The sequence below is a fragment of the Bradyrhizobium sp. genome (genome assembly GCF_035273305.1).
Taxonomy (GTDB): domain Bacteria; phylum Pseudomonadota; class Alphaproteobacteria; order Rhizobiales; family Xanthobacteraceae; genus Bradyrhizobium.
On record NZ_DATEPI010000232.1, the window covers coordinates 1 to 14,218 of the forward strand.

General features: G+C 60.9%; 13 protein-coding genes. 10 read left to right on the forward strand and 3 right to left on the reverse strand.

Annotation, left to right across the window (positions count from 1 at the left end):
- The 3 genes from VJV58_RS15635 to VJV58_RS15645 form a co-directional block, all read right to left on the reverse strand.
- Positions 1-491: esterase/lipase family protein (locus VJV58_RS15635; protein ID WP_414641506.1), on the reverse strand; the 491-nt coding region annotated here is incomplete at its 3' end.
- 1 nt (position 492) lies between these two features.
- Positions 493-756 carry a DUF6489 family protein gene (locus VJV58_RS15640; protein WP_324138270.1) on the reverse strand — a complete coding sequence of 88 codons (264 nt, stop codon included), beginning with the start codon at positions 754-756 and terminating at the stop codon, positions 493-495.
- Positions 757-870: 114 nt separating this feature from the next.
- Positions 871-2,124, reverse strand: coding sequence for an FAD-dependent oxidoreductase (locus VJV58_RS15645; protein ID WP_324138271.1), 1,254 nt, complete (start codon positions 2,122-2,124; stop codon positions 871-873).
- Between the two features lie 194 nt (positions 2,125-2,318).
- On the opposite strand from VJV58_RS15645, the gene VJV58_RS15650 reads away from it, so the two are divergent.
- From VJV58_RS15650 to VJV58_RS15695, 10 genes are all read left to right on the forward strand, one after another.
- Entirely contained in the window at positions 2,319-3,920 is a 1,602-nt protein-coding gene (locus VJV58_RS15650; protein WP_324138272.1) for an ABC transporter substrate-binding protein, read from the forward strand.
- 255 nt (positions 3,921-4,175) lie between these two features.
- Positions 4,176-5,156: an ABC transporter permease gene (locus VJV58_RS15655; protein WP_324138273.1), complete on the forward strand. Its 981-nt coding sequence runs from the start codon at positions 4,176-4,178 to the stop codon at positions 5,154-5,156.
- Positions 5,157-5,167: 11 nt separating this feature from the next.
- Positions 5,168-6,160, forward strand: a complete 993-nt coding sequence (locus VJV58_RS15660) for an ABC transporter permease (protein WP_324138274.1) — start codon at positions 5,168-5,170, stop codon at positions 6,158-6,160.
- A 31-nt stretch (positions 6,161-6,191) separates the two neighbouring features.
- A complete protein-coding gene (locus VJV58_RS15665) occupies positions 6,192-7,178 on the forward strand; it encodes an ABC transporter ATP-binding protein (RefSeq protein WP_324138275.1) in 987 nt (328 codons plus the stop codon).
- Positions 7,175-8,176 carry an oligopeptide/dipeptide ABC transporter ATP-binding protein gene (locus VJV58_RS15670; protein ID WP_324138276.1) on the forward strand — a complete coding sequence of 334 codons (1,002 nt, stop codon included), beginning with the start codon at positions 7,175-7,177 and terminating at the stop codon, positions 8,174-8,176. Before VJV58_RS15665 ends, VJV58_RS15670 begins: the two co-directional genes overlap by 4 nt.
- A gap of 93 nt (positions 8,177-8,269) precedes the next feature.
- Positions 8,270-10,072: a gamma-glutamyltransferase family protein gene (locus tag VJV58_RS15675; RefSeq protein WP_324138277.1), complete on the forward strand. Its 1,803-nt coding sequence runs from the start codon at positions 8,270-8,272 to the stop codon at positions 10,070-10,072.
- An 8-nt stretch (positions 10,073-10,080) separates the two neighbouring features.
- Positions 10,081-10,791: a DUF1028 domain-containing protein gene (locus VJV58_RS15680; RefSeq protein WP_324138278.1), complete on the forward strand. Its 711-nt coding sequence runs from the start codon at positions 10,081-10,083 to the stop codon at positions 10,789-10,791.
- Complete coding sequence (locus VJV58_RS15685; RefSeq protein WP_324138279.1) at positions 10,788-11,777, forward strand: ABC transporter ATP-binding protein; 990 nt, start codon at positions 10,788-10,790, stop codon at positions 11,775-11,777. Before VJV58_RS15680 ends, VJV58_RS15685 begins: the two co-directional genes overlap by 4 nt.
- 88 nt (positions 11,778-11,865) lie before the next feature.
- Positions 11,866-12,972, forward strand: a complete 1,107-nt coding sequence (locus VJV58_RS15690; protein WP_324138280.1) for a dipeptide ABC transporter ATP-binding protein — start codon at positions 11,866-11,868, stop codon at positions 12,970-12,972.
- A gap of 20 nt (positions 12,973-12,992) precedes the next feature.
- On the forward strand, positions 12,993-14,218 hold a 1,226-nt coding region (locus VJV58_RS15695; protein WP_324138281.1), incomplete at its 3' end, for an ABC transporter substrate-binding protein.

The following is a 14,218-nucleotide window of genomic DNA, read 5'->3' on the forward strand; positions in this document are numbered from 1 at the left end:
GACAGCGCCTCGTAAAGCCGCGTGGCGTTGGTCGCTGTCACGTCGTTTGCGAATGGACTTCCGAGCGTAATCACATATCGAACCAGCTCCGGCGCCTGGAGTGCCAGATGGCGCGCGTAGACGCCGCCCAGACTCCAGCCGACAATGCTCACCTTGCGGCGGGTCGCGTTATGGATTTCCGCAAGCCGGTCGCGAAGCGCTGCCCGCATCCGCGAAAGACCGCCGATGTTGCGGCCCATTTCCCAGCCATAGCTGTCGTAGCCGAGTTCGCTGAGATAGCGACGCATTGGCGCCATCGAAAGATCACTGGCGAGGAATCCCGGCAACGCCAGAACCGGATGGCCATCGCCTCGCGGCGCGCGAAGCAACAGCGGTGAAAGCAACAGGCTCGCGTTCAACTCGAAGATGCCTCTCGCCTCCGCGAGCAGCATCCCTAGCCCCGGCGGACGAAGTCGCTCCGCCGCCGATGGTTCGCCAGGTTCGGGCGGCATGCTATTTCTTGTCGCCGGACTTCTTGTCACTCGAGCGGGTGCCGCCCAATCCGGCCATGGTCACGAACATGTCCTGAAACCGTTCGGCGATCTTCGGATCGAACCAGCTCTGCATCAGCGCTTCAGGAGCAACCTTTTCGATGTTGCTGGTCAATTGCTGCTGCAGTTTTTCCATCACGGCGTTCTGCATCGGCTGCACATCGGGAAGTCCAAAAAACTGTCGGGCCTCCTGGGGCGTGCAATCGACCTCAACGTTAACTTTCATGTCCGCTCCTAAGTGCTTCCTGACCGGGTCGAGAGTATCACCGGTATAGCTTGCGGTACGCAAGCAGAGCCAACCGCCCGAGCCCCTGCCGGCAGACCAATTGCGCGAATATGGTCAACCAAACCGCTCGACGGCAAATGGATTGGGATCGGCGAACGGCGTCTCGCCCGTCATCATTTCCGCCAGCAAACGGCCGGTCGCCGGCCCCAGCGTCAAACCGTGGTGTTGGTGCCCGAAATCGAACCATAAGCCGCGATGGCGAGGCGCCTTGCCAATCACCGGCAGCATGTCGGGCAAGCACGGCCGCGCGCCCATCCACGGCTTTGCATCGATTGGTTCGCCCAACGGAAACAATTGGTGCGCCTGCGGCAACACGCGCTTCAACTGGACCGGGCTGGGAGGCGCGTCTCGCCTCGCAAACTCCACGCCGGTCGTGAGGCGTATGCCCCGATTCATAGGGGCCAGCAGATAGCCAAGATCGGCGTCGAGAACGGGATGGTGGAGGACGGCATTGCCTCGCGGCGCCAGATGCAGATGATAACCGCGCTTGATGCCGAGGGGGATCGTATAGCCGAGCGGCCGAAACACCAGATCCGACCAGGGCCCCAGCGCCACAACAGCCTCGCGGGCAACCGCGGGGCCAGTCGATCCGGCAACGCGCCATCCGGCAGCCTCCTGCTGAAGTGTTGCTGCGTCACCGGCGATAAAGCGTCCCCCTTTACGTTTGAACAGCGCCGCATACGCCTTAGCCAAGCCGCCGGGATCGGGTACGAACCCAGGCGCTGGCAAATAGACAGCCCCAGCAAATTCGCCGCTCAGATTGGGCTCGCGGGCCGCAATTCCCGCGCTGTCGAGAACCTCGCCGGAGACACCAAATTGCCTGGCTCGCTCCAGATCCTTTGCCGCGTTTGCCAATGTCGCATCGGAGCGGAACAGCTTGAGCCACCCGGTCCGTCGCAAAAGCTCGGGCACTCCGGCCTCGCTCATCAGAGCTTGGTGCTCGATTAGGCTGCGCCGGATGAGAGGCAACTCGGCCATCGCGCTATGCATCGTCCGATCGGGTGAGGAGGCGATGAAGTAGCGAACCAGCCAAGGCAGAAAGGCCGGCAAATCGGAAAGCCGGTAGTGCACCTGGGGTGCGCGATTTAGCGCGTATTGCAGGATTTGCCCGATATCCCGGGGAAACATATATGGGAAAACCGAGGCGCATTCGATAACTCCGGCATTGCCGAAGCTCGTCTCTTCCCCAGCCAGCGCGTGCTTGTCGACGAGGATGACGTCGCGTCCACGTTGCTGCAGGTGCAGGGCGGCGCTCACTCCGACCATCCCCGCACCCAACACCAGAACGTCGGCCTTAAGTTCCGCCATCCCGCACTCCAAATTCAAACTGACGCACTTGCTCTCGCCGCCTCGGGTGAACCTAGTTATTGCCACACAACCACGCAAACGGGACCGGTCTTCGGGGAAATGGCGCTTGCGCGACGGCCAAACTCTGGCAACATGGTTCGGCAAAGCCGTCAATAATGCAGAATTGACCGGTACCCAGCGGAGAATGTGAAGATATGTCGGTACGCCAAACGTTGCTTGCAGCGGCTTTAGTCTCGATCGCCAGTTTTGTGATCTCGCCGGTATCGGCCCAGACCCTGCGCTACGCCAACCAGGGCGACCTCAAATCGCTCGATCCCTATACGCTCAAGGAAACGACGACCATCGCGCACCATGCTCACGTTTATGAGGGCCTGGTTACCCGCGACAAGAATCTGAAGATTGTCCCCGCGCTGGCCGAAAGCTGGGAAACACTGACTCCGACGCACTGGCGCTTCCATCTGCGAAAGAATGTTAAATTCCACAATGGCGACCCCTTCACCGCAGACGACGTGATCTTTTCCGCCACCCGCGTGCGTGATCCAAAGGGTTCGAATTTCACCAGCAACGTTCCAGCCGACGCGAAATTCGTCAAAGTGGATGACAACACAGTCGACGTGATGCTCGACTCGCCCAATCCCATTCTCATTTCGCAATGGGACGGCTGGTTTATCATGGACAAGAAGTGGTGCGAGGAGAACAACTCGGTAGCTCCGACGCCAGCTTCCGCAACGACCCCGAGCTATGCCTCGCTGCATGAGAACGGCACAGGGCCCTTCATTATCGAGAGCCATCAGCCAGGCGTAAAAACCGTGTTCAAGGTCAATCCAAATTGGTGGGGCAAGCCCGAGCATAATCTCAAGGAAATCGTCTTCACCCCGATCGCGTCGGCGGCAACGCGTGTTGCTGCGCTGCTATCGGGTGAAGTCGACGTCATCGAACCGGTTCCGATCCAGGATATCGCGCGGGTGAATTCCAGCGGCACCGCGACGGTTCTGACCGGGCCGGAATTGCGCACCATCTTCCTGGGCATGGACCAGGTCCGCGACGAGCTCCTTTATTCGAACGTCAAGGGCAAGAATCCGTTCAAGGACGTTCGTGTCCGCGAGGCATTCTTCAAAGCTATCGACGTCGATCTGATCAAGAATCGGGTGATGCGCGGCCTGTCGACGCCCTCGGCGCTGATGATCGCGCCGCAATTGTTCCCGCTGTCGAAGGAATTCACGCGGCCGAAGTTCGATCCGGATACCGCCAAAAAGCTGCTTGCCGAGGCCGGCTATCCGGAGGGGTTCGAAGTCACGATGGATTGCCCGAACGATCGTTACGTCAATGACGGTGCGATCTGCGAGGCCGTGGTCGGAATGTTGGCGCGCATCGGTGTGAAGATTGACCTGCTCGCTCAACCGAAGCAGCAGTATTTCGCCAAAGTTCTGAAGCCTGGCGGTTTCAAGACCTCGTTCTACCTGTTGGGCTGGACGCCGGCTTCATCGGACTCGCAGAACGTGCTGCACGACATCATGGGCTGCCGTGACGACCCAAAGGATCCAACCCGCGGCGAAGCCAATCTCGGCGGCTACTGCAACAAGCAACTCGATGCACTCACCGACAAGATCCTGCTCGAGACCGATACGGCCAAACGCGACCAGATGATCAAGCAGGCATTCGAAATCGGTCTCAAGGATTACGGCTATATCCCGCTGCATCAGCAGGCGCTGGCCTGGGGCGTGTCGAAGAAAGTAAAAATACACCAGCGCGCCGACAATGAGGTGCTGTTCTACTGGGCTACCAAGCAGGAGTAGGCAATTCGACAAGATAATCCCGGTGGTCCAGTGCCCCGGGATTTTGATTCTCACTTGTGGGCGGTGGAGACGAGCAAGCTCCCTCTTTTCTTTCCTCCCCGCATTCGAGGGAGGAAGGGAGGGCACATCGTGAGCGGCGTGAACGATGTGACGGGCGGGGGCTGTTTCGTCTATGCGCGAGTTACCCCCCGGCGCTTCGCGCCACCCTCCCCGCAAGTGGGAGGGATAACAATTTGAAAGCAGCGAAAGGATCAAATGCTCGCTTTCACTCTTCGCCGCGCCATGCAGGCGGTCGGCGTCATGATCGCGGTCGGGATCATCTCGTTCTCGATGTTCCGGTTCGCCGGCGACCCAGTCAACCAAATGGTCGCCATCGACACTTCGGCCGCTCAGCGCGCCGAGATTCGCAAATCGCTTGGCCTCGACGATCCCGTGATCGTGCAGTTCGCCCGCTATTTCGGCGACGCGATGCAGTTCAAGTTCGGCGTCTCCTATCAGTTTCGCCAGCCGGTCGCGGATTTGTTGAAGGAGCGGATGCCGGCCACGCTGGAGCTAGCGATCTGCGCCACCATCCTGGCGATCGTGTTCGGCATTTTGATGGGCGTCTATTCGGCGCTCAGGCGCGATACGTTCGTCACAAAGGTCCTGCAGGCCATATCGCTGATCGGAATCTCGTTGCCGACGTTTCTGATTGGAATTTTGCTGATTTATCTGTTCGCGGTGGTATTGGGATGGTTGCCGTCCTTCGGGCGCGGCGACGTGGTGCAGATCGGCTGGTGGAAAACCGGGCTGCTTACGGCTTCCGGCCTCAAGGCCCTGATCATGCCTTCGATTACCCTGGGCCTGTTCCAGATGACGCTGATCATGCGTCTGGTGCGAGCCGAGATGCTTGAGGTCCTGCGCACCGACTACATTCGTTTCGCGCGGGCGCGCGGGTTGACGACGAGCGCCATCCACTTCGGCCACGCGCTCAAGAACACGCTGGTGCCGGTGATTACTGTTACCGGATTGCAGTTTGGCTCGGTTATTGCGTTTGCGATTATCACCGAGTCCGTATTCCAGTGGCCGGGAATGGGGCTGTTGTTCGTTCAAGCCGTACAGAACGTGGATATTCCGATCATGGCAGCCTACTTGCTGATGGTTTCGCTGATCTTCGTCACCATCAATCTGGTGGTCGACATTCTCTACACCGTCGTCGATCCCCGGCTGCGCGCGACCATCAGCCGTCCGGCCTGAGCGGGATTGCCATGTCCGACGCCATTGTCCCGCACAAAGCCGATGTAACGCATCAATCCGATGCGGGCGCTCAGCGCGCGCCCTTTCGGTCCGGAAGATGGCTTGGGCGCGCGATCGAAAGCGACCTCTTCTACTCGTTTCGCCGCTCCCGGGTCACCATGATTGCCGCCGCCGTAACGGCATTATTCTTCCTGGTGGCGGTATTCGCTCCCTTGATTGCGGTGCAGAACCCGTTCGATCCTGCGCAGCTTGAGCTGATGAATTCGCGCATCGCTCCATTGTGGACCGCCGATGGCCAAACGCCGTTCCTGCTGGGCACGGACGAGCAGGGCCGCGATGTTTTTTCGGCCATCCTTTACGGCCTGCGCATCTCGCTTGCGGTGGGCGTTCTGGGCGTGTTGTTCTCCGGGACACTGGGCATTGCGCTTGGCCTGATCGCGGGCTATGTCGGCGGCGCCGTCGATGGCCTGATCATGCGGATTGCCGACGTGCAGCTTACTTTCCCCGCAATCCTGATTGCCTTGCTCATCGATGGTGTCGCGAAATCCTTGTTCGGCAATCGCCTCGACGCGGTGAGTACACTTGCGGTTCTGGTATTCGCGATCGGCCTGAGCTTCTGGGTGCAATATGCGCGTACGGTGCGCGGATCCGTGATGGTCGAGAAGAACAAGGACTATGTGGCGGCCGCGCAACTGATCGGCCTTCCCGCGCCGGTGATCATGCTGCGTCACGTGCTGCCCAACGCGATGGGCCCAATTCTCGTGATCGCGACCATCAATCTGGCGCTTGCGATTATCACGGAGGCGACGCTGTCGTTCCTTGGCGCGGGAATGCCCGACACCATGCCCTCGCTCGGAACGCTGATCCGGATTGGCAACAATTATCTCTTTTCCGGCGAGTGGTGGATTGTGGCGTTCCCCGGTTTTGCACTTGCGGCGCTGATTTTGTCGATCAATCTGCTGGGCGACTGGCTTCGCGACGCGCTGAACCCGAAACTCCGATGAGAAGCGCGGCTAATACCATGCAGCCCTGCGTATGACCGAACCCGTTCTCTCGGTGCGTAATCTTCAGGTGGAATTCGTCACCCGCCGCAGCACCCTTCGCGCGATCGACGGGATCACGTTCGAGATCGCCAAGGGAGAGGTGCTCGGAGTAGTCGGTGAATCCGGTGCCGGAAAATCGGTCACCGGTTTGGCGATCATAGGCCTGATCGATCGGCCCGGCCGCATCGCCGGCGGATCGATTTATCTATCGGGTATGCGGATCGACGATTTGCCGCCGCAGGAAATGCGCCGGATCCGGGGAAAACGGATCGGTATGATTTTTCAGGACCCACTCACCAGTCTTAATCCGCTGTATCGGATCGGCGATCAGCTCGTCGAGACCATCCGGACCCACACCAACCTCTCAGAGCAGGGCGCGCGCAAGCGTGCGATCGATCTGCTGGCGGAAGTCGGTATTCCCGCGCCGGACAAGCGCAGCGACGCCTACCCGCACGAATTCTCCGGTGGCATGCGCCAGCGGGTGGTGATCGCGCTGGCAATTTGCGCCGAGCCGGAGCTGATCATCGCCGATGAGCCGACCACCGCGCTCGACGTCTCGGTGCAGGCGCAGATTATCTCGCTGATCAAGCGCCTCGGGCGAGATCACGGCACTGCAGTGATGCTGGTGACACACGACATGGGGGTGATCGCCGAAACGTCGGACCGCGTCGCGGTGATGTATTCCGGCCGCATCGCCGAAATCGGACCTGTCAGGGACGTGGTGCAGAACCCGTTACACCCGTATGCGAAGGGTTTGATGGGCGCGATCCCGACGCTCGCCGGCGATGCCGCACGCCTGGTTCAGATCCCGGGTTCGATGCCCCGACTTTCCGCGATACCACCGGGCTGCGCGTTCAATCCCCGTTGCGCATTCGCGTTCGACCGCTGCCGGATCGAGCGGCCGGAGCCGATCCGGAGGGGTACCCAAGCCGTGGCCTGCCATCTCTATGATGCCGCCGGCAAGGAATCCGCAGCATGACACCGGTGCCGTTTGTGCAAGCGAAAAATCTGCGTCGCGTTTTCGATGTTTCCAGACCCTGGCTGGAGCGAATGCTCGAAGGCGGTCATCTGGAGTTCTTGAAAGCGGTCGATGGCGTCACGTTTGATATCACCCGAGGCGAAACCTTTGCCCTAGTGGGCGAATCCGGTTCAGGAAAAACCACTGTCGCTCGCATGATCGTCGGCCTGCTACAGCCGACTTCCGGCGAAGTGATCATTGATGGCATCTCGATGACCAAACCCCGACAATCCCAGGCGCGCCGGCAGCTACGCCGCCGCATTCAAATGATTTTTCAGGACCCATATGCGAGCCTCAACCCGCGGCTTCGGGTCGATGCAATCGTGGCCGAGCCTATCCGAGCATTCGACCTGATCCAGGGCGAGCGGGACATACAAGCGAGAGTCGGGGAGCTACTGGATCTGGTCGGCCTGCATCCCGACGACGGCTGGAAATATCCGCATGAATTCTCCGGGGGACAGCGGCAGCGTGTCGCGATCGCCCGCGCGCTCGCATCCAACGCCGAATTTATCGTTTGCGACGAGCCAACCTCGGCGCTTGACGTCTCCGTGCAGGCGCAAATTCTCAATCTGATGCGTGACCTGCAGGACAAGTTCGGCCTTACCTATCTTTTTATCAGCCACAATCTGGCTGTGGTCCGTCACATGGCGAGCCGTATCGGGGTGATGTATCTCGGGCGCATCGTCGAAATCGCGGAAAGCCGCGAACTCTTTAGTCAGCCGAGAATGCCCTACACCAAGATGCTGCTGGGCGCCGTTCCCGATCTCGCGATGTCCGGCAGGCAGCGGATTCCAGTCAAGGGCGAAATCCCCAATCCAATTCACCCGCCGTCGGGCTGCGCGTTCAACCCCCGTTGTCCGCTCGCATTCGATCTCTGTCGGAGGCAGGCCCCTGCCCTGATCGACGGCGTCGCCTGTCACGCCGTGAACAATCAACTTGAGGCCGCAGCCCCGGCTTAAGCACGGAAAAAGCCAAGCGCTGTGCCGTTGGCAGGGCGGCTGGGCTGTGATCAAGTGCCCGCGGGCGACATCATCGAACCAACATGGATACCAATGGGCAATATCAATCCCGATCCGTTCACCACGCGACCAGAAATCGAAGGCACGTTCGGCGTCGTCACCTCGACCCATTGGATTGCCACCGCGGTCGGGATGGCCACCCTGGAGAAGGGCGGCAATGCATTCGACGCCGGTGTCGCAACAGCGTTCACGCTGCAGGTGGTCGAACCGCACCTGAACGGCCCGGGCGGCGACGTGCCGATCATTGTCCATGATGCGAACCGGGGCCGCACCGAGGTCATATGCGGTCAAGGCCCCGCTCCTGCCGGCGCGACCATCGCCCATTACCTCAGCGAGGGACTGGAAATGGTGCCTGGCACCGGGCTGCTCGCCGCCTGTGTTCCCGGCACGTTTGAATCGTGGATGCTGCTGCTGCGCGATTACGGCACGCTGCGGCTTCGCGACGTGCTTGAGCCGGCGATCGCCTATGCGCGGGACGGCTATCCGCTCGTCGAACGCGCATCGGCAACGATCAAGGTGGTGGAGCAACTGTTCAGGCAGCACTGGAAAACCTCAGCCGCGGTCTATCTGCCGAACAATGAAGTTCCCAAACCCGGCACGCTCTTCACCAACAAGCAGCTCTCGGAAACCTATGCCCGAATTTTGAAGGAGGCGGAAAGCGCGGGCTCCGATCGGGTGGCGCAAATCGAACGCGCTCGCAAGGCGTGGTCGCATGGCTTTGTGGCTGAAGCGATCGACAAGTTCTGCCGCACGCAGGAGGTCATGGACGTCACCGGCTCGCCACACCGCGGCGTGTTGCGCGGAGACGACATGGCGCGTTGGCAGCCAACCGTGGAGGCGCCGCTCACTTACGAGTACGGCCGCTATACCGTCTGCAAAGCGGGCGTCTGGAGCCAGGGGCCGGTCATGCTGCAGCAACTGGCTTTGCTGAAGGGATTTGACCTTGACGGGCTCGATCCCGCGGGCCCGGAATTCATTCACCTGCAGACCGAATGCGCCAAGCTCGCCTTTGCCGACCGCGAGAAATTCTATGGCGATCCGAATTTCACCGAAGTCCCGATCGCAACGCTGCTGTCCGATGCCTACAATGACGAGCGGCGCAAGCTGATCTCGGACAAAGCCTCGCTCGAATTCGTGCCTGGCTCGGTGGAAGGCTTTGGTTCGGTCGTAAAACTCCGTCGACAGGAGGGGCATCGTGAGGCAGTTGGCGCGATGGGCGCCGGTGAGCCCACCGTCGGCCGCTTCGGCGAGGTACGCGGTGATACCGTGCATTTCGATATCATCGATCAGGCCGGCAACATGATCTCGGCGACGCCTTCCGGCGGCTGGCTGCAGTCGTCACCTGTGATTCCGGAACTCGGGTTCTGCCTCGGCAGCCGCGCGCAGATGTTCTGGCTGCAGGAGGACCACCCCGCCGCCTTGGCGCCGGGCAAGCGCCCCCGCACCACCCTTAGCCCGACCATGGCACTGCGCGATGGCGAGCCGTATCTGGCTTGGGGTTCGCCCGGAGGCGATCAGCAGGATCAATGGACAACGCAATTTTTTCTGCGCCATGTGCATGCCAAGATGAACCTGCAGGAGGCGATCGACGCGCCCGCCTGGCATTCCGAGCATTTCCCGATCTCATTCTGGCCGCGCACGGCTCGCCCGGGCGTATTGGTGCTGGAGAACCGCGTGCCGAAGGCGACGGCGGATTCATTGAAGAGCCGAGGTCACCTCGTCGAGATGGGCCCCGACTGGTCGGAAGGACGATTGACCGCGGCCTCGAAGGTCGGCCGCCGCCGGCGCGCCGCAGCGAATCCGCGCGGCATGCAGGGCTACGCGGCCGGACGGTAGTTGCTTAGATGACCTGGTCGATTATCGCGTGTGACCCGTCAACGGGGCAGTTCGGAATAGCCGTCGCGACGCGCTTCTTTGCCGTCGGCGCTCGCGTGCCGCATATCGCCCCCCGCATTGGGGGCATCGCGACCCAGGCACTGATCAATCCTTACTACGGGATCGATGGTTTGAAGCTGCTGCGCGAAGGACGTCAGCCGGAAGACGTGATCGAATCCCTGATCGCAACGGATGCGGGCCGGGAGAGCCGGCAAGTCCACATCATGGATGCAATTGGAAGCATCGCCTGCCATACCGGCCACGATTGCGTCGACTGGTGCGGGCACCTCAAGGGCAATGGTTTTTCCATCGCCGGCAACATGCTAGCGGGCGCGCGGGTGCTTGACGACACCGCGCAGACTTATGTCACAGCCGACAACCTGCCGTTCGCCCAGCGCTTGATCGCGGCGATGCGGTCAGGCGAGGCTGCTGGCGGAGACAAGCGCGGCAAGCAATCAGCCGCGCTCCTCATCTATGCCGACGAGGAGTGGTCGGCGCTTGATCTGCGGGTCGATGACCATGCCGATCCACTGACCGAACTGGAACGGCTCGAGAAGGTCAGCCGTGAACGATGGGTGCATTTCCGGCAATTCCTGCCCAGCCGCAACAATCCAGCCGGGATCACCGATCGCAAGATCATCGATGCGTCGATCGAAGCTGCCACAGCAGGTCAGAAATGACCGTTGCGCCGTTGATAGAAATCGAGGCTTTGCGGGTGATCTTCCACGGCGATGACGGCCGCACCACGCACGCGGTCGATTCGGTTGACCTCAGCGTGGCCAATGGAGCAACGCTGGGGTTGGTCGGTGAATCCGGGTGCGGCAAGAGCGTGACCTCGCTCGCCATCATGGGGCTGTTGTCGAAACATTCGGCCGAAGTCACTGGCTCGATCCGTTTTGAAGGCTCCAATCTGCTCGATGTGCCCGACGAGAGATTGCGCGATCTGCGCGGCAACCGACTGGCCATGATCTTCCAGGAGCCAATGACGTCGCTGAACCCGAGCTTCACGATCGGCGAGCAAATTATTGAAACCATTCTGCGCCATCGCGGCGGTCCGCGGCGACAAGCACGCGAGCGCGCTATCGAGTTGTTGCGCCGGGTCCACATCCCCTCGCCCGAGAGCCGCATCGACGAATATCCGCACAAATTATCCGGCGGTATGCGCCAGCGCGTGATGATCGCTATGGCACTGGCGTGCGATCCCATGCTCCTGATCGCCGACGAGCCGACCACCGCGCTGGATGTTACGCTGCAAGCCCAGATACTTGAACTGATGCGCGAGCTGCGGAGCGCCAGCGGGGCTGCGATCATTCTGATCACGCATGATCTCGGCGTGGTTGCCGAGGTGTGCGATGAAGTGGCGGTGATGTATGCCGGGGAGATCGTCGAGCGCGCGGCGGTCGACGAATTGTTCGCTTCACCCCAGCACCCCTACACGGTTGGGCTGCTCGGCTCGATCCCGCGGCTCGACCGGCGCGCCTCGCATCTCGCCACCATCGAGGGCATGGTGCCCAACATGACCAGTCCACCGTTCGCTTGCCGCTTCGCTGCCCGCTGCCCTTTTGTTGGCGAAGCTTGTATCGCCGCGCCGCCACCATTCATTGAGGTGAGTCCCGGACATTGGTCGCGCTGCATCAAGGCGCCCTTGGAGAAACTGGTCTCGTGATGGCCAAGTGTTTTTGCTTGATTTCCAGCGCGCTGTGCAGCAGCACGCGCCACGGACATTGCCGTCCAGGCGTTGCGGAGAGCAGAAGATGACGGCCCTGCTCGAGGTCGAAGGGCTGGTGAAGCATTTCGTTGCCGCGCGCTCGGTGTTCGGGCGAGCGACGGCGTTTATCAGGGCGGTCGATGGCGTCAGTTTCACCCTCGATGCCGGCAAGACGCTGGCGCTGGTCGGCGAATCCGGTTGCGGCAAGTCCACGGTCAGCCGCCTGATACTACGTTTGATCGAGCCGGATTCGGGACAAATTCGCTTTGAGGGACGTGATCTGCTTGCATTTGACGCCAATCAACTGCGCGCCTTCCGCCGCGATGCGCAGATCATCTTCCAGGATCCGTATGCGTCGCTTAACCCGCGCATGACGATCAGCCAGATCCTGACTGAACCTCTCGCACTCCATGACCTCGTTCCGGCCTCACGCAGACACCAGCGCGTCGAGGAATTGCTGCAGTTGGTCGGGCTGGAGCCTCGATTTGCGCGCCGCTATAGCCACGAATTCTCCGGTGGCCAGCGCCAGCGCATCGCTATCGCCCGGGCGCTCGCGGTCGAACCGAAACTCATCATCTGCGACGAGCCGGTCTCTGCGCTCGATGTCTCGATCCGATCGCAGATCCTCAATCTGTTGCGCGATCTACAGGATCGTCTCGGGCTCGCATACATTTTCGTGTCGCACGACCTCGCCGTGGTGAAGCACATCGCGGACCGCGTCGCCGTGATGAACCTCGGTGGGATCGTCGAGATGGCGAACACGGAGACGCTGTTCACCTCGCCGCGACATCCCTACAGCCGCGCGTTATTGTCGGCGATCCCCGTGCCCAAACCGCGCGCAAAGCGCAGCCGCATCGTGCTGCAGGGCGAAATGCCAAGCGCGCTCAATCCGCCGGCTGGCTGCCGCTTTCATACCCGCTGCCCTTACGTTATCGAGCGCTGCCGGGTCGAGCCGCCGCAACTGCTTGGAGACAAGTCCGGGCATTTGACCGCCTGTCATCGCACGGCGGAACTGCCACCGCCAGATGCGGTGCTTCCAGCCGATAGTCTGTCGCCCGCATTGGAAAGATTGGTGGCCGCTTTCAACCGCGATGTGGATGTAGCCCGCTCGTCCGGGGTTGATATAGTCGCATCCACGCCGCCAACCGGCTGAACTGAATGGAGACCAGTAAGATGAAAATCCTGCGTTTGGCGGCCTTCGCGGCGGCAGCGTTGTTTTCGGTTCATGCGATGGCGCAAGCCCAAACCACGCTGCGGATCGGCCTTGCCGAGGATCCCGACATTCTCGATCCGACGCTGGCGCGGACCTATGTCGGGCGCATCGTGTTCGCCAGCTTCTGCGACAAGCTGTTCGACATCGACGAAAAGATCAACATCGTGCCGCAGCTCGCGCTTTCTCACGAGACCTCGGCCGACGGCAAAGAGGTCACGATCAAACTGCGGCCCGGAGTAAAATTCCACGATGGCGAGCCGTTCAATGCCGAGGCCGCGAAATTCTCGCTGGAACGCCACCTGACAATGCAGGGATCGTTCCGAAAGCCGGAATTGGCCGCGCTCGACCATGTCGATGTCGTCGATCCCCTTACCATCAAGCTGGTCTTGAAAGCCCCGTTCTCGCCATTGATCGCCCAGCTCACCGATCGCGCCGGCATGATGGTTTCGCCCAAGGCCGCCAAGGAAGAAGGCGACAAGTTCGGCCTGCATCCGGTTTGCGCCGGGCCTTACAAATTTGTCGAACGCGTGCAGCAGGATCGCATCGTGCTCGAGAAGTTCGCTGACTACTGGAACAAGGACAACGTGTTTATCGACCGAATCGTGTTTCTGCCGATCGTCGACGCCACCGTAAGGCTCGCCAACCTGAAATCGGGAGGGCTCGATCTGCTGGAGCGTCTGCTCGCGACCGACATCAAAGCCGTGCAGGCAGACCCGAAGCTCAAATTGTCGACCGCCATCGAATTGGGTTACCAGGGCGTGACGCTGAACATCGGTAATGACAAGGCCAAGGGGCCGCTCAGCAAATCGGCCAAGGTTCGGGAGGCGCTCGATCTGTCGATTGATCGCGAAGCCATCAATCAGGTTGTCTTCAACGGCGAATTCAAGCCGGGCAACCAATGGGTCAATCCGGATCATCCTTATTACCAGCAGGCTTTCCCTCTTCGCCCCCGCGATGTCGCCAAAGCCAAGGCGCTATTGAAGGAAGCCGGCGTTAATCCGCCGGTGAATGTCGATTTCATGGTGCCAAAGGGCGCCGAAACCGAAGCCGTCGCGCAGGTGATCCAGTCGATGGCGGCGGAGGCCGGTTTCGACATGAAGATCAGGGTCACCGAGTTCGCGACTTCGCTAAAGCAGGCCGAAGCCGGCGAATACCAGGCCTTCATGCTGGCATGGAGCGGCCGGAT